The organism is Herbaspirillum sp. GW821-FHT09A12 (assembly GCF_059418325.1).
The window spans coordinates 658,978-674,494 of sequence record NZ_JBWKPR010000001.1 but is presented as its reverse complement, the minus strand read 5'-3'; the positions used below and the strand labels follow the sequence as shown (position 1 = coordinate 674,494).

The following is a 15,517-nucleotide window of genomic DNA, read 5'->3' as shown; positions in this document are numbered from 1 at the left end:
CGCTGCCGATATGAAAGCCATGATCTTCGCAGCCGGCCGCGGCGAGCGCATGCGGCCGCTGACCGACACCTGCCCCAAGCCGCTGCTGAAAGTGCGCGGCCGCCCGCTGATCGTGTGGCAGATCCTGTCGCTGGTGCGCGCCGGCATCACCGAGATCGTCATCAACCATGCCCACCTGGGCCGGCAGATCGAAGAAGCGCTGGGCGACGGCGGCAAGTTCGGCGCACAATTGCATTACTCGCCCGAAGACAGCGCGCTGGAAACCGCCGGCGGCATTGCCAAGGCGCGCCATCTGCTGGGCGAAGAACCATTCGTGGCCGTCTCGGGCGATATCTGGTGTCCGCACTTCGACTACGAACAGGTCAAGACGGTGCTGGAAGATGAAGACCCGTGGGGCAATCCGCTGCCGCCGGACAAGCGCGACGTGGCCTGGATCTGGCTGGTCAAGAATCCGCCGTTCCATCCGGATGGCGACTTCGCGCTCAGCAATTTCTCGATCGCCAATGAGGGCGAAAACAAGCTGACCTTCGCCAACATCGGGGTCTACCGTCCGCAGATGTTCGACGCCATCGCGCCCGGCCAGCACGCCAAACTCGGCCCGCTGCTGCGCGAATATGCCGCGCGCGGCCAGGTCGGCGGCGACGTCTACCGCGGCGACTGGCACAACGTCGGCACCATCGATCAACTGGAAGCACTCAATCAGCCGCCAGGAGGCATACGTCCATGAGCTTCAACGCCACGCCCTTCGCCGAACGCCGCGCCCGCCTGATCGCCAGCCTGCAACAGGCCGGCGGCGGCATCGCCATCATCCCGACCGCGCCGGAAGTCATGCGCAACCGCGATGCCGACTATCCCTACCGCCACGACAGCTATTTCTACTACCTGACCGGTTTCACCGAACCCGAGGCGGTGCTGGTGCTGGTGGCGGGCAAGGAGAACCGCAGCATCCTGTTCTGCCGCGACAAGAACCTCGAACGCGAGATCTGGGACGGCTACCGCTTCGGCCCCCAGGCGGCGCAGCAGGAATTCGGCTTCGACGCCGCCCATCCCATCGACGAGCTCGACAAGAACATGCCGGCGCTGCTGGCCGACGCCCCCGCCGTCTATTACGCGCTGGGCCATGACGACCGCCGCGATGCCCAGCTCCAGCGCTGGCTGCAAGGCGTGCGCGCCCTCGCGCGCAGCGGCGTGGCGACGCCCGGTTCGGTGGTCGACGTCAGCGTCCTGCTGGACGACATGCGCCTGTTCAAGGACGCCTTCGAGATCGACCTGATGAAGCGCGCCGGCATCATCTCGGCCGAAGCCCATTGCCGCGCCATGCGCCTGTCCCGCCCCGGCCTGCGCGAATACCACCTGGAAGCCGAACTGCTGCACGAATTCCGCCGCAACGGCTCGCAATATCCGGCCTACGGCTCCATCGTCGCCACCGGCGCCAATTCCTGCGTGCTGCACTATCGCGCCGGCGATGCCGAACTGAAGGACGGCGACCTGGTGCTGATCGACGCCGGCTGCGAACTCGACAGCTACGCCTCCGACATCACCCGCACCTTCCCGGCCAACGGCAAGTTCTCCGGCCCGCAGCGGGAGCTGTACGACATCGTGCTGGCCGCGCAAAACGCCGCCGTCGCCGAGACCGCGCCGGGCAAGCGCTTCATGGACGGCCACGATGCCGCGGTGCGTGTGCTGGCGCAAGGCATGCTCGACACCGGCCTGCTGGACAAGAACCAGGTCGGCTCGCTGGAAGACGTGATCGAAAAAGGCGACTACCGCCAGTTCTACATGCACCGCACCGGCCACTGGCTGGGCATGGACGTGCACGACGTCGGCGACTACCGCGATCCGCCGGCGGCCGACGGCAGCAAGCCCTGGCGCACGCTGCAGCCGGGCATGGTGCTGACGGTCGAACCCGGCATCTACGTGCGCCCCGGCGCAGGCGTGCCAGAGCAGTACTGGAACATCGGCATCCGCATCGAGGACGACGCCCACGTCACGCCCACCGGCTGCGAATTGCTGACCACCGGCGTGCCGAGCAAGGCCGACGACATCGAAGCGCTGATGCGCCAGGGCTAGCCCGACGTCGCCGCCCCCTCCTATTCCCGCGCCATGAACATCGCCGACTTCGACCTGATCATTTGCGGCGGCGGCCCGGTAGGCCTGTGCGCCGCCGGCCTGCTGGCACGCCGCGGGCTGGATGCCGCGCGCATCGCGCTGGTCGACCTGAAAACGCCGGAGCAGGCCGCCGCCGATCCGCGCACCATCGCCCTCTCCTACGGCAGCCGCCAGATCATGGAAGAACTGGGCGGGTGGAACGGCGTGGCAAAAACCGCGACCTCCATCGAACAGATCCATGTCTCGCGCCGTGGCCATTTCGGCCGCACCCTGCTCGACTGCAAGGATTACGCCCTGCCGGCGCTGGGCTATGTGGCCCGCTACGGCAGCGTCAACCAGGCGCTGGCGGCGGCTACCGAGGGCTTGGGGCTGAGCCTGTTGCGCCCGGCCGAAGTGGTCGCGCTGGCGGAGGAAGAAGAGCACGTCGCCGTCTCGCTGCAAGATGGCCGGGTGCTGCGCGCAACGCTGGCGATCCAGGCCGAGGGCGGTGTCTTCGGCGAGCAGATGCAGAAAAACCTGCAACGCGACTACCGGCAACTGGCGCTGATTACCCATGTGCACGCCGACCAGGCCGTCGCCCACCGCGCCTTCGAACGCTTTACCGATGAAGGGCCGCTGGCCCTGCTGCCGCAGGATGACGGCTACGCGCTGGTCTGGTGCGTACGGCCCGCCACCGGCGAACGCCTGCTGGCGCTGGACGACGGCGCATTCCTGGCGGCCCTGAACCAGGCCTTCGGCAACCGCGTCGGCCGCTTCACCCGCACCGGGCCGCGCCACTCTTATCCACTGGGCCTGAACGCCAAACCCGGCCAGGCGCGCCGTATCGCGGCCATCGGCAACGCCGCCCAAACGCTGCACCCGGTCGCCGGCCAGGGCCTCAATCTTGGCTTGCGCGACGCCAGGGTCCTGGCCGACCTACTGGCGCGCGGGCTGACGCCTGAGGCATTCCTGCAATTCGAACGCCGCCGCGGCCTGGACCGCGACCTGACCATCCGCCTGACCGACCTCATGGCCCGCATCTTCGCCAGCGCGCCGCAAGGCTCGCCGGCGCAGGCGCTGCTGGGCCTGTCGCTGGGCGCGATCGACCTGCTGCCGCCGGCACGCGACCTGCTGGCCGGGCAGATGATGTTCGGCCGGCGCTAAGGCCTCCACGATTCCGCCCCGGGCCGCGGCATGAGACAATGCCGCCATCGCGGCCCTGCCGCACCCATACAGCCCAACCGCTTTCCGCCATGAAACAAGATCCGCGCTTCAAGAACCTGTACATCCTCGACCACCCGCTGATCCAGCACAAGCTCACGCACATGCGCGACAAGCGCACCTCCACCCGCACCTTCCGCGACCTGTTGCGCGAGATCACGTTGCTGATGGGCTATGAAATCACGCGCGACCTGCCGCTGACCACCGAACGCATCGAGACCCCGCTGGTGAGCTACGAGGCGCCGGTGATCGCCGGCCGCAAGCTGGCCATCGTGCCGGTGCTGCGGGCCGGCGTCGGCATGAGCGACGGCTTGCTGGAACTGATCCCGTCGGCGCGCGTGGGCCACATCGGCGTCTACCGCGACGAGAACCACCAGCCGGTCGAATACCTGGTGCGCCTGCCGGACCTGCAGGATCGCACCATGATCCTGTGCGACCCGATGGTCGCCACCGGCAACTCTGCCGTGTACGCCGTGGATGCGCTCAAGAAGCGCGGCGTGCCGGCCGCGCACATCATGTTCGTGGCGCTGGTGGCCGCGCCCGAAGGCGTAAAGGTATTCACCGATGCGCATCCGGACGTGAAGCTGTATGTGGCTTCGCTTGACTCGCACCTGGACAGCCACGCCTACATCGTCCCCGGCCTGGGCGATGCGGGCGACCGCATTTTCGGCACCAAATAAACCTGTAAAACCTGCGGTCGCCTCCCGTGAACGCAGGGACGGCAAGGACTCTGGGCACAAAAAAACGCCGCCGCGACTCACATCGCGGCGGCGTTCTTCATGGCGGGACAAAAACTCAGTCCACTGCCTTGACCATATCCTCGATGACCTTCTTGGCGTCGCCGAAAACCATCATGGTCTTGTCCATGTAGAACAGTTCGTTGTCCAGGCCGGCGTAGCCGGCCGCCATCGAACGCTTGTTCACGATCACCGTCTTGGCCTTGTAGGCTTCCAGGATCGGCATGCCGGCGATCGACGACTTCGGGTCCTTGGCGGCAGGGTTGACCACGTCGTTGGCGCCCAGCACCAGCACCACGTCGGCCTGCGCGAACTCGCTGTTGATGTCTTCCATCTCGAACACCTGGTCATACGGCACTTCGGCCTCGGCCAGCAGCACGTTCATGTGGCCCGGCATGCGCCCCGCCACCGGGTGGATCGCGTACTTCACGATCACGCCCTTGTGGGTCAGCTTCTCGGTCAGTTCCTTGAGCGCATGCTGCGCGCGCGCCACCGCCAGGCCGTAGCCGGGGACGATGATCACGGTCTCGGCATTGCCCATCAGGAAGGCGGCGTCGTCAGCCGAACCGGATTTCACCGGACGCTGCTGCTGCTCGCCGCCACCCGCCGCCGCCGCTTCGCCGCCGAAACCGCCCAGGATCACGTTGAAGAACGAACGGTTCATCGCCTTGCACATGATGTAGGACAGGATCGCGCCGGAGGAGCCCACCAGCGAACCGGCGATGATCAGCATCGGGTTGTTCAGCGAGAAACCGATGCCGGCCGCGGCCCAGCCCGAGTAGCTGTTCAGCATCGAGACCACCACCGGCATGTCGGCGCCGCCGATCGGGATGATGATCAAGACGCCCAGCACGAAGGCGATGGCGGCCATGATGATGAAGGGCAGCCAGTCCTGGGTGAGCACGAAGATGACGCCGAAACCGATCATGGCCAGCGCCAGCAGCAGGTTCAGGAAATGCTGGCCGGAGAAGTTGACCGGCGCGCCCTGGAACAGGCGGAACTTGTACTTGCCCGAGAGCTTGCCGAACGCGATCACCGAACCGGAGAAGGTGATGGCGCCCACGAACGTGCCGATGAACAGCTCGACGCGGTTGCCCACCGGGATCAGTGCGCCATGCGCCGAAATGCCCAGCGCCCACGGCTCGGCCACGGCGGCGACCGCGATACATACCGCGGCCAGGCCGATCAGCGAGTGCATCGCCGCGACCAGTTCCGGCATCTTGGTCATCTCGACGCTGCGCGCCAGATAGGCGCCGATGCCGCCGCCGACGATCACGCCGGCGGCCACCAGCACATAGCCGATGTCGCCGGTGGCGTTGACGCCTTCGCCCTTGAGCTTGACGATCAGGGCCAGCGTGGTCAGCACGGCGATGGCCATGCCGGCGATGCCGAAGGTGTTGCCGCGGCGCGCGGTGGCCGGATGCGACAAGCCCTTCAGGGCCTGGATGAAGCAGATCGAGGCAATCAGGTACAGCAGGGTAACGAGGTTCATGCTCATGCTGATGCTCCCGTCTTGTCTGCCGCGGCCTTGGCCTTGGGCTCTTTTTTCTTGAACATTTCCAGCATGCGCTGGGTCACCATGAAGCCGCCGAAGACATTGACCGCGGCCAGGGCCACGGCCAGCGTGCCGGCGATGCGGCCCACCGGGCCTTCGGTCAGGCCGGCGGCCAGCATGGCGCCGATGATGATGATCGCCGAGATGGCGTTGGTGACCGCCATCAGCGGCGTGTGCAGCGCCGGCGTGACGGTCCAGACCACGTGGTAGCCGACGTAGATCGCCAGCACGAAGATGATCAGGTTGATGATGGTATGGCTGACTTCCATTTGTTGTTCCTCTCGTTATTGCGCGATGTTGGCATCGCGGGTCAGATCGCTGGGTCAGATCGCCTTGAGGCTGGTGATGCGGTTCTTGTCGTCGACGAAGACGACCTTGGGCTTGTACTGCGCGACCTGATCATCGGTCATGGGTGCATAGGTGCAGATGATCAGCAGATCGCCCAGGTGGGCCAGGCGAGCCGCCGCGCCGTTGAGGGAGATCTCGCCGCTGCCACGCTGGCCGCGGATAGCGTAGGTGGAGAAGCGTTCGCCGTTGTTGACGTTGTACAGCTCGATTTTTTCGAACTCGCGGATATCGGCGGCCTCCAGCAGGTCTTCGTCGATGCCGCAGGAGCCTTCGTAGTTGAGGTCACATTGGGTGACTGTTGCGCGATGGATCTTGGCGCGCAGCATGATGCGTTGCATGTGTTTCTTTCCTTGTAATGCATGCGCCGGCCGTGCCGGCGCGTAATCGTGATAGCGAGATAGCGCAATGGAAACCGCCGTACGCGTGCGGCAAGCATCGCCGCAACGCGCACGCAGGCTCTTTTATTTGCGCAGGACTTCGCCGCCGCTGCACAGCAGCGTGGCGGCGACGATATCGTCTTCGCGGTTGATCACCAGCTTGCCTTCGCCGTCGATGATCAGCTTCAGGAAATCCAGCACGTTGCGCGCATACAAGGCCGACGCATCGGCCGCCACCAGGGCCGCCAGGTTGCCTTCGCCGATGATGTGCACGCCGTGCTTGATGACCGTCTTGCCCGGCTCCGACAGCGGGCAGTTGCCGCCCTGGTCGACCGCCATGTCCAGGATCACCGAACCCGGCTTCATCGCCTTCACCGTGTCCTCGCTGATCAGCACCGGCGCCTTGCGGCCCGGGATCAGCGCGGTGGTGATGATGATGTCGGCCTGCCTGGCGCGTTCGTGGACCAGTTCGGCCTGGCGCTTCATCCAGTCGGGCGGCATCGGACGCGCATAGCCGCCCACGCCCTTGGCGATTTCCTTTTCCTCGTCGGTCAGGAACGGCACGTCGAGGAACTTGGCGCCCAGCGACTCGATCTGCTCCTTGACCGCCGGACGCACGTCGGACGCCTCGATCACCGCACCCAGCCGCTTGGCGGTGGCGATCGCCTGCAGGCCGGCCACGCCGGCTCCCATGATCAGCATGCGCGCCGCCTTGACGGTGCCTGCGGCCGTCATCAGCATGGGCATGAAACGCTGGTACGTGTTGGCGGCCATGATCACCGCTTTGTAACCGGCGATATTGGCTTGCGAGGACAGGACGTCCATCGATTGCGCACGGGTGGTGCGCGGTGCGGCTTCCAGCGCGAAGGCGGTCAGCCCGGCGCCGGCCATGGCCGCGATGTTGTCGGCATCGAAGGGATTCAACATGCCGACCACAACAGTTCCAGCTTTGATCTGCGCGCGCTCCTGTTGATTCGGGGCGCGCACTTTGAGAATGACTTCTGCGGTATAGACGGCGTCGGCGCTACCGATACTGGCGCCGACGGCGACGTAGGCGTCATCGGGAATGCTGGACTTCACGCCCGCGCCCGACTCGACCATGACTTCGTGTTTGGCGGCCACCAGTTTCTTGACGGTTTCCGGAGTTGCCGCGACACGCGTTTCTCCATCCCGACTTTCGGCGGGAATACCTATCCTCATTCAAAGCTCCTGTTTTGTTGATTCTTACCCGAATCTTACACGACAAAATTTGAAACCCAATAACTTTACTAGGGTATGACGGCAGGCAGGGAATCCGCCTGTGGTGGGGCTTTGCGCTGAAGAGTCTGGCGCGACGCGGTAAAATGTCGAATTCACGAGGTAATCAATGTCTGAAGTCTGGAAACCTTCGGTCACCGTCGCCGCCATCATCGAGCAGCAGGGTCGCTTCCTGATGGTCGAGGAACAAGGCGGCGACGCCATTCGCATCAACCAGCCGGCCGGGCACCTGGAACCGGGCGAATCCTTGCTGGACGCGGTCGTGCGCGAAGCGCTGGAAGAGTCCGCGCGGGTGTTTGCGCCGACGGCGCTGGTGGGCGCCTACCTGTCGCGCAATGTAGCGTCCTCGCGCGGCGGCATGAGCGTGACCTACCTGCGCTTCGCCTTCGCCGGCAACGTGGGCGAGCCACTGGATCGCGCGCTCGATGAAGGCATCCTGCGCACCGTCTGGATGACGCGCGATGAATTGGCGGCGTGTGCCGAACGACATCGCAGCCCGCTGGTGCTGCGCTGCGTGGACGACTATCTGCGCGGCCAGCGGGCGCCGCTGGAACTGCTGCACGCCGATCCCAGCGCGATCGGCAGCCTGGCAGACCATGGACATTGATTCCCGCTATTTGCGAGCAACATCATCATGAGCAAGAAAAGAGTAGTCATCGGCATGTCGGGCGGCGTGGATTCGTCGGTTTCGGCATGGCTGCTGAAGCAGCAAGGTTATGAAGTCATCGGCCTGTTCATGAAGAACTGGGAAGATGACGACGATTCGGAATACTGCTCGACGCGCGAAGACTGGATCGACGCGGTCAGCGTGGCCGACGTGGTCGGCGTGGACATCGAAGCGGTCAACTTCGCCTCCGAATACAAGGATCGCGTATTCGCCGAATTCCTGCGCGAATACCAGGCCGGCCGCACGCCCAACCCGGACGTGCTGTGCAATGCCGAAATCAAGTTCAAGGCCTTCCTCGACCACGCCATGAAGCTGGGCGCCGACCTGATCGCCACCGGCCACTACGCGCGCGTGCGCCAGAACCAGGCCGGCAGCTTCGAACTGCTCAAGGCCATCGACGCCAGCAAGGACCAGAGCTACTTCCTGCATCGGCTGAACCAGGAGCAACTCTCGCGCACCGTGTTTCCATTGGGCGAAATCCACAAGACCGAGGTGCGCAAGATCGCCGAGCAATTGCAGCTGCCCAACGCCAAAAAGAAAGACTCGACCGGCATCTGCTTCATCGGTGAGCGCCCTTTCCGCGAGTTCCTGAACCGCTACCTGTCGTACCAACCCGGCCCGATCAAGACCGCCGACGGCGACACCGTGGGCGAGCATGTCGGCCTCTCCTTCTACACCCTGGGCCAGCGCAAGGGCATCGGCATCGGCGGCCTGAAGGCACACCAGAATGCCGATGGCCACGGCGACGCCTGGTACGTGGCGCGCAAGGATGTGGAAAACAACACCTTGTATATCGTGCAGGGCCACGACCATCCCTGGTTGCTGTCGCCCACGCTGGCGGCCGGCCAGGTCAGTTGGGTAGCGGGCAAGGCGCCGGAACAGGAAGCGCTGTCGGCCAAGACGCGCTACCGCCAGGCCGACGTGCCCTGCGGCTTCGCCGCCGGCGCGGGGCAATTTTCGCTCAGCTTCGACACGCCGCAATGGGCGGTCACCCCCGGCCAGTCCGCCGTGCTGTATGACGGCGACATCTGCCTGGGCGGCGGCATTATCGAAAGCGGCAACGCCATTATCAAATAAGTTTCACCAAAGCAATAAAACCACGCCCCGCCAGCGTTTCCGCTGCGGGGCGTTTTCTTTTCGACAAGAAAATCCGTCAATGATGTCGCAAGGAAATCTCCAGTCGATAAAAATAATCAATCTCATTGATAAAAGGACTTGCATTCTGGCCGCAAATGACAAATAATCTAAATAAGAATTGTTCGCATTTAATAGGAGGTGTTATGAGCCAACTGCACGAACAGAGCGTGGACCGTCGCAACAAGCCCGGCACGACTGCCAACGGTACTCCGATCACCCGCATCAAGAGTACGGACTTGTTCCGTCAGATGCGCGAACTGGAAATCGATCATGGCGGTCGAATTTACAAATTGCGTCTGACGCAATTGAACAAGCTGATTCTGACGGCGTAATGCCGTTGCAATCGAAGCGCAAGGTGGACAAACAAGCCAGCCAACGTTGAGGCCATTCTGACGTTCAGCCAGCAAAGCTAGCCAAGTGAGGAGAGTTTGATGGTTACCGACAAAATGAATTCTGCTTTCGTGGAACCCAACGGTGCGCCGGCCCAGCCTGAGCTTCTGGTTTCAGCCGTCTTGCATCTGATGTCTCACTATACCGCCAACAACAATCAGGAAACCCAAAGCTGCGTCAAACTGGCGTCAGTCATTGAGCGACACCTGAAAGCCCTGGCGGATTTGCCCAACCTGGCGCCGGTACTGCGGGCGACTTGCCAGCAGCTTTCGGAACAATGGGGCAATGTAGTGGAACGTACGATGCCTCAGCCGGAAAAATTCAAATTCTTCACGCGTATCGTCGCAGGAGCGCGATCCGCATAAGGCCTGATACAGCAGGCGGCAAGGCGTACAATGATCGTATGTGTTTGTAATAATGTCTCAGAAGGCAAGATTCACCAGGCGGTCGATGCAGGATTGACATCCATGGCCGAGTTGCGCAAGCAGCTTGGCGTTGGCACTTGCTGCGGCAAATGTCACTCTTGCGCCAAGCACGTGCTGCGCGAATGTCTCAACAATGCCTCCCAAACACATCAAAATGCACGCCCCATCATGTTCCATGCATCGATGGCGGCGGCATAAGTCAAATTCATGAACGCAATTTCGCCACCTGTTATGAGTAGCAGCTCCCCCAGCGCGTTGATGCGCCAGGCACGCAAAATCGGCCCTCTCGGGCTGATCATCCTTTTGCACCTCGCCTTTTTCTGGGCCCTGCAAAGCGGCCTGATCCATCAAGTCGCCAGCGCCATTCCCAAAGAGGTGATCGCCACCTTCATCGTCCCGGAAAAAGCGCCGGAACCGGCCCCGCCCAAGGCCGAGCCGACGCCGCCCAAGATCGTCAAGACCGTCAAGAAAAACATCACCCCGCCACCGCCGATACCGGTGACGCAGGCGCCGGCCCCAACCGCGATCACGGCGCCCCCGCAACCGCCGCAGCCGGCCGAACCTTCCCCCCCGGCAGCAGCAGCGCCCGCCCCGGCGCCGGCAGCGCCGCCTGGCCCGGTCTTGCCCAAGCAGATCACCTCCGGCATCGAATACATTGAACCGCCACGGGTGAATTACCCCGCCGTCTCCAAGCGCATGGGCGAAGAAGGCGTGGTGCAGTTCAAGGTGACCGTCAATACCGGCGGCCGCGCCGAGAAGGTCGACATCATCAAGTCTTCCGGCTACCCACGGCTGGACGAAGAAGCGCGCCGCGCCGTCATGCGCGCCGTGTACAAGCCCTATATCGAGGATGGCCGCGCCATCGTCGTTGCCACCACGGGCAGCATTGCCTTCAAACTCAATTCATAAACATTCATAAACAGTAGCAAAGGAAGTCATCATGGAAGTTAGTCCGTACGGATTGGAAAGCCTTTGGGCTCAAGGGGATTTCGTGACCAAGGGCGTTGCCGTCCTGTTGCTGGCCATGTCGATCGCATCCTGGTACGTGATCGTCACCAAGGCGATCCAGCTATTGCGCCTGTCCAAGGCGTCGGACGCCGCCGGTCATCAGTTCTGGGACACCACCAGCCTGCCGGAAGGCGTGGCCACGCTGGGCACCGACAATCCGTTCGCCGATGTCGCCCGCGCCGGCGTCACCGCGATGAGCCACCACACCGCCCACAAGGGCCACCTGCACGACCAGTTGTCGGTCAGCGACTGGGTCACCCTGTCGCTGCGCCAGGCCATCGATGAAGCCTCCGGCAAGCTGCAGGCCGGCATGGCCGTGCTGGCGTCGGTCGGCTCGACCGCGCCGTTCGTCGGCCTGTTCGGCACCGTCTGGGGCATCTACCACGCGCTGGTGTCGATCGGCACCACCGGCCAGGCCAGCATCGACAAGGTCGCAGGTCCGGTCGGCGAAGCCCTGATCATGACCGCGCTGGGCCTGGCCGTGGCGATTCCCGCCACCTTCGGCTACAACGCCCTGGTGCGCGGCAACAAGACCATCATCGCCAAGTTGAACAAGTTCGGCTTCGACCTGCACGCCCTGTTCGTGACCGGTTCGCGCACGGCGTCGGAAGAATCGGAAAAAAACGGCGCTAAGGCCAAACTGTCCGCTGTCGGGAGAGCGTAATGGCCATGGGTTCCCTGTCCGATTCGGACGACGATTTCAACCCGGAAATCAACACCACGCCGCTGGTCGACGTGATGCTGGTGCTGCTGATCATCTTCATCATCACCATCCCGGTGATGAACCATGCGGTGAAGATCGACCTGCCCAAGGCCAGCAGCCAGCCCGATGAGGTCAAGCCGGAAAGCATCAACCTCTCCATCGATGCCGGCGGCGAGGTGTTCTGGAACGACGAAAAGATCGACAGCAACCAGTTGAGCCTGCGTATCGCCGCCGCCGCGCAAAAGCAACCGCAGCCCGAGCTGCACCTGCGCGCCGAACGCACCACGCAATATGAAAAGGTGGCCCAGGTCATGTCCGCCGCGCAATCCGGCGGCCTGACCAAGATCGGTTTCGTCACTGAACCCGACAAGAAGTAAGCGCAGAAGCAAGCACTACCGTCGGGGATGGCCTGCAGCCTGGCCATCCCCGACACCAGGTAAAGCCTCCCTCGTTATGCGATGGAGGCTTTGCTTTTTCCGCTCCGGACGCCATCGCGCCACCCCGGCGGCCGGCACTCATCGCAAGCGTCCGCCCCCTACCCCCTGCCTTCCCGCCTCCTTGCGCAAAGCAACGAAGAATTATGACAAGAATGATTCGCGCTAATTAATGATGAAGAAACAAAAGGCCTGCGCTATGATGCGTCCGTTCTTGCCGCCGTACATCCGCTGTCCCTTGATCAGCATTCCATGCGCGGCTTCTCCATCTACTAACGAATTCAGAGGTTTCCATGAAAGGCGATCCAGCTGTCATCAAGTTGCTCAATGCGCAACTGACAAACGAGCTCACCGCAATCAACCAGTATTTCCTGCATGCCCGCATGTACAAGCACTGGGGCCTGGACAAGATCGGCGCCAAGGAATACGCCGAGTCGATCGGCGAAATGAAGCACGCCGACAAGCTGATCGACCGCATCCTGATGCTGGACGGCCTGCCCAACCTGCAGGCGCTGCACAAGCTGATGATCGGCGAGAACACCAAGGAAATGATCGAGTGCGACCTGAAGCTGGAAAAGGCCGCGCACAAGACCGTCAAGGAAGGTATCGCCACCTGCGAACAGCACGGCGACTATGTCTCCCGCGAACTGTTCCAGATGATTCTGGACGATACCGAAGAGCACATCGACTGGCTGGAAACCCAGCTGGACCTGATCGAGAAAGTCGGCATCCAGAATTACCTGCAAAGCCAGATGTCCCCGGCCAGCGAGTAAGTCTTACGGATGGCCCGGCCGCAAAAAAAACGCGCTTCCAAGAAGCGCGTTTTTTACGTCCAGCGGCGCCTGCGCGCCGCCCCAAGCTCAGGCCTGCGGCACCGTATCCCTGAACGACTGCCGTTCCGACAGCTTGTCGAACAGGCGGGCCAGTTCCGGATACTCTTCGCGCCACGCCAGATCGGGGAAACGGAAAACCAGCCAGCCCAGGGCGCAACCGACGGCGACGTCGGCCAGGCTGTAGTGGTTGCCGACGCAAAACGGCTTGTCACCCAGGCCATCGGCCATCGCCTTGAGCGACGCCTCGACCTTGCTCCACTGGCGCTTGATCCATTCCGGGCTCTGCTGCTTGGTGGGACGCTGAGTCCTTTCCAGGCGCACCAGCACTGCGGCATCCAGCAAGCCATCGGCCAGCGCTTCCCAGCACTTGATCTCGGCGCGCTCGCGGCCGTTGGGCGGCAAGAGCTTGCCGACCGGGGTCAGGGTATCGAGGTATTCGACGATCACGCGCGAATCGAACATGGCGCCGCCGTCGTCCATCAGCAGGCAAGGCACCTTGCCCAGCGGATTGCTTTGCTGGATGGTGGTCGATGCGCTCCAGACATCTTCCAAAACGAATTCGTAATCGATTTTTTTCTCAGCCATCACGACGCGTACCTTGCGCACGAACGGACTGCCGTAAGAGCCAATGAGTTTCAGCATAGTCTTTAGAGTAATTATCCGCAGCGATTATAGCATTCGGCCTGCGCCACAAATTCAGGCGCCAGGCCCGGCCTGCCGGAAAGCAACAGCCCGGCAAAACTGGGGCCGGATAGCCGGCGGATGGTAAAATCCTGCCTTCAGGCGATTCCGGGGTTGATGTCAATTGGCGTCAAATCTCCGCCAATCTTCAGTCAACGCATCTCACCCGCTTTCCATCATGTCTCTCTCCGCTCTCTCGGCCCTGTCCCCACTGGACGGGCGCTATGCTTCCAAAACCGACAAACTGCGTCCCATCCTGTCCGAGGCAGGCTTCATGCACCATCGCGTGAAGGTCGAGATTGCCTGGCTGCAAGCCTTGTCGGAAGCCGGCTTTGCCGAAATCAAGCCGTTCCCGGCCGCGGCCGGCAGCCTGCTGGACAAGCTGGCGGCCGACTTCACCGAAGCCGATGCCGCCCGCATCAAGGAAATCGAAGCCGTCACCAACCACGACGTCAAGGCCGTGGAATACTGGCTCAAGGAAAAAGTGAAGGACGTGCCGGAACTGGTGGCGGCGTCGGAATTCATCCATTTCGCCTGCACCTCGGAAGACATCAACAACACCTCGCACGGCATGATGCTCAAGGCCGCGCGCGACAGCGTGATGCTGCCGGCCCTGCACGATGTGATCGCCAAGCTGACCGAGCTGGCGCATGAACATGCGGCCGTGCCGATGCTCTCGCGCACCCACGGCCAGCCGGCCAGCCCGACCACCCTGGGCAAGGAAATCGCCAATGTCGTGGCGCGCCTGCAACGCGCCGTCAAGCGCATCGCCGCCGTCGAGATCCTGGGCAAGATGAATGGCGCCGTGGGCAACTACAATGCCCACCTGTCCGCCTATCCGCAGACCGACTGGGCCGCCTTCTCGAAGAACGTGATCGAGCAGCGCCTGGGCCTGACCTTCAACCCCTATACCATCCAGATCGAGCCGCACGACTACATGGCCGAACTGTTCGACGCCGTCGCCCGCACCAACACCATCCTGCTGGACCTGAACCGCGACATCTGGGGCTACATCTCGCTGGGCTACTTCAAGCAGCGCACCAAGGCCGGCGAAATCGGTTCCTCGACCATGCCGCACAAGGTCAACCCGATCGACTTCGAAAACTCCGAAGGCAACCTGGGCATGGCCAACGCCGTGCTCAAGCACCTGTCTGAAAAACTGCCGGTCTCGCGCTGGCAGCGCGACCTGACCGACTCCACCGTGCTGCGCAATATCGGCGTCGGCTTCGGTTACTCGCTGCTGGCCTACGACAGCTGCCTGCGCGGCCTGAACAAGCTGGAAATCAACCCGGCGCGCCTGGCCGAAGACCTGGACGCCACCTGGGAAGTGCTGGCCGAGCCGGTGCAAACCGTCATGCGCCGCTACGGCATCGAGAATCCGTATGAACAACTGAAGGAGCTGACCCGCGGCAAGGGCATTTCCAAGGAAGCGCTGCGCGACTTCATCAATGGCCTGGCGATCCCGCAGGAAGCCCGCGACCATCTGCTGGCCATGACCCCGGCCAACTACATCGGCAATGCCGAGGCCTTGGCCAAACAGATCTGAGCCTTACCCGGATTGCCTGCCGCCAGGCGCGCAATCCATCACTCTTCATGGCGTGCATCCTGCACGCCATTTTTGTTTTATCCTCCTCCGCCACGCGCTCGCCCAAAATG

The 15,517-nt window shown here is 62.9% G+C and carries 20 protein-coding genes; 14 read left to right on the top strand and 6 right to left on the bottom strand.

What is annotated here, in order from left to right; all coding sequences use genetic code 11:
• The first annotated feature begins 10 nt into the window (after positions 1-10).
• The 4 genes from murU (at position 11) to upp (ending at position 3,989) form a co-directional block, all read left to right on the top strand.
• A complete protein-coding gene (gene murU / locus AC07N6_RS03065; protein ID WP_494780845.1) occupies positions 11-727 on the top strand; it encodes an N-acetylmuramate alpha-1-phosphate uridylyltransferase MurU in 717 nt (238 codons plus the stop codon).
• A complete protein-coding gene (pepP, locus tag AC07N6_RS03060) occupies positions 724-2,070 on the top strand; it encodes a Xaa-Pro aminopeptidase (RefSeq protein WP_494780844.1) in 1,347 nt (448 codons plus the stop codon). The genes murU and pepP overlap by 4 nt, the downstream gene beginning before the upstream one ends.
• A gap of 33 nt (positions 2,071-2,103) precedes the next feature.
• Positions 2,104-3,252, top strand: coding sequence for an FAD-dependent monooxygenase (locus AC07N6_RS03055; protein ID WP_494780843.1), 1,149 nt, complete (start codon positions 2,104-2,106; stop codon positions 3,250-3,252).
• Positions 3,253-3,341: 89 nt separating this feature from the next.
• Complete coding sequence (gene upp, locus AC07N6_RS03050) at positions 3,342-3,989, top strand: uracil phosphoribosyltransferase (RefSeq protein ID WP_494780842.1); 648 nt, start codon at positions 3,342-3,344, stop codon at positions 3,987-3,989.
• Between the two features lie 115 nt (positions 3,990-4,104).
• On the opposite strand, the gene AC07N6_RS03045 is transcribed toward upp, so the two are convergent.
• The 4 genes from AC07N6_RS03045 to AC07N6_RS03030 form a co-directional block, all read right to left on the bottom strand.
• The gene (locus tag AC07N6_RS03045; RefSeq protein ID WP_494780841.1) at positions 4,105-5,544 is read right to left on the bottom strand and encodes an NAD(P)(+) transhydrogenase (Re/Si-specific) subunit beta; all 1,440 of its coding nucleotides are present in this window, start codon (positions 5,542-5,544) and stop codon (positions 4,105-4,107) included.
• Entirely contained in the window at positions 5,541-5,870 is a 330-nt protein-coding gene (locus AC07N6_RS03040) for an NAD(P) transhydrogenase subunit alpha part 2 (protein WP_494780840.1), read from the bottom strand. Before AC07N6_RS03040 ends, AC07N6_RS03045 begins: the two co-directional genes overlap by 4 nt.
• A 54-nt stretch (positions 5,871-5,924) precedes the next feature.
• Positions 5,925-6,287, bottom strand: coding sequence for an aspartate 1-decarboxylase (gene panD, locus AC07N6_RS03035; RefSeq protein WP_494780839.1), 363 nt, complete (start codon positions 6,285-6,287; stop codon positions 5,925-5,927).
• Positions 6,288-6,410: 123 nt separating this feature from the next.
• Positions 6,411-7,526 carry a Re/Si-specific NAD(P)(+) transhydrogenase subunit alpha gene (locus AC07N6_RS03030; RefSeq protein ID WP_494780838.1) on the bottom strand — a complete coding sequence of 372 codons (1,116 nt, stop codon included), beginning with the start codon at positions 7,524-7,526 and terminating at the stop codon, positions 6,411-6,413.
• A gap of 166 nt (positions 7,527-7,692) precedes the next feature.
• On the opposite strand from AC07N6_RS03030, the gene AC07N6_RS03025 reads away from it, so the two are divergent.
• From AC07N6_RS03025 to AC07N6_RS03005, 5 genes are all read left to right on the top strand, one after another.
• Positions 7,693-8,190, top strand: a complete 498-nt coding sequence (locus AC07N6_RS03025) for an NUDIX hydrolase (RefSeq protein WP_494780837.1) — start codon at positions 7,693-7,695, stop codon at positions 8,188-8,190.
• 27 nt (positions 8,191-8,217) lie between these two features.
• Positions 8,218-9,327 (top strand): tRNA 2-thiouridine(34) synthase MnmA, encoded by a 1,110-nt coding sequence (gene mnmA / locus AC07N6_RS03020; RefSeq protein WP_494780836.1) that lies wholly within the window; start codon positions 8,218-8,220, stop codon positions 9,325-9,327.
• A gap of 203 nt (positions 9,328-9,530) precedes the next feature.
• Complete coding sequence (gene hemP / locus AC07N6_RS03015; protein ID WP_402698083.1) at positions 9,531-9,719, top strand: hemin uptake protein HemP; 189 nt, start codon at positions 9,531-9,533, stop codon at positions 9,717-9,719.
• Between the two features lie 99 nt (positions 9,720-9,818).
• The gene (locus tag AC07N6_RS03010; protein WP_494780835.1) at positions 9,819-10,142 is read left to right on the top strand and encodes a hypothetical protein; all 324 of its coding nucleotides are present in this window, start codon (positions 9,819-9,821) and stop codon (positions 10,140-10,142) included.
• A gap of 30 nt (positions 10,143-10,172) precedes the next feature.
• The gene (locus tag AC07N6_RS03005; protein WP_494780834.1) at positions 10,173-10,400 is read left to right on the top strand and encodes a (2Fe-2S)-binding protein; all 228 of its coding nucleotides are present in this window, start codon (positions 10,173-10,175) and stop codon (positions 10,398-10,400) included.
• On the opposite strand, the gene AC07N6_RS03000 is transcribed toward AC07N6_RS03005, so the two are convergent.
• Entirely contained in the window at positions 10,352-10,501 is a 150-nt protein-coding gene (locus tag AC07N6_RS03000) for a hypothetical protein (RefSeq protein WP_494781291.1), read from the bottom strand. The genes AC07N6_RS03005 and AC07N6_RS03000 overlap by 49 nt on opposite strands.
• On the opposite strand from AC07N6_RS03000, the gene AC07N6_RS02995 reads away from it, so the two are divergent.
• The 4 genes from AC07N6_RS02995 (at position 10,434) to bfr (ending at position 13,120) form a co-directional block, all read left to right on the top strand.
• Positions 10,434-11,111 (top strand): energy transducer TonB, encoded by a 678-nt coding sequence (locus AC07N6_RS02995; RefSeq protein WP_494780833.1) that lies wholly within the window; start codon positions 10,434-10,436, stop codon positions 11,109-11,111. The genes AC07N6_RS03000 and AC07N6_RS02995 overlap by 68 nt on opposite strands.
• Positions 11,112-11,142: 31 nt before the next feature.
• Positions 11,143-11,874 (top strand): MotA/TolQ/ExbB proton channel family protein, encoded by a 732-nt coding sequence (locus AC07N6_RS02990; RefSeq protein ID WP_494780832.1) that lies wholly within the window; start codon positions 11,143-11,145, stop codon positions 11,872-11,874.
• Positions 11,874-12,290, top strand: coding sequence for an ExbD/TolR family protein (locus tag AC07N6_RS02985; protein ID WP_494780831.1), 417 nt, complete (start codon positions 11,874-11,876; stop codon positions 12,288-12,290). Before AC07N6_RS02990 ends, AC07N6_RS02985 begins: the two co-directional genes overlap by 1 nt.
• 350 nt (positions 12,291-12,640) lie before the next feature.
• Complete coding sequence (bfr, locus tag AC07N6_RS02980) at positions 12,641-13,120, top strand: bacterioferritin (RefSeq protein WP_050468191.1); 480 nt, start codon at positions 12,641-12,643, stop codon at positions 13,118-13,120.
• An 87-nt stretch (positions 13,121-13,207) separates the two neighbouring features.
• Here the strand turns inward: bfr and AC07N6_RS02975 are convergent, their stop codons facing one another.
• Positions 13,208-13,822: a glutathione S-transferase family protein gene (locus tag AC07N6_RS02975; RefSeq protein WP_494780830.1), complete on the bottom strand. Its 615-nt coding sequence runs from the start codon at positions 13,820-13,822 to the stop codon at positions 13,208-13,210.
• A gap of 217 nt (positions 13,823-14,039) precedes the next feature.
• Here AC07N6_RS02975 and purB point away from each other — a divergent pair, with 217 nt between their 5' ends.
• Positions 14,040-15,407 carry an adenylosuccinate lyase gene (gene purB, locus AC07N6_RS02970; RefSeq protein ID WP_494780829.1) on the top strand — a complete coding sequence of 456 codons (1,368 nt, stop codon included), beginning with the start codon at positions 14,040-14,042 and terminating at the stop codon, positions 15,405-15,407.
• Positions 15,408-15,517: the final 110 nt, after the last annotated feature.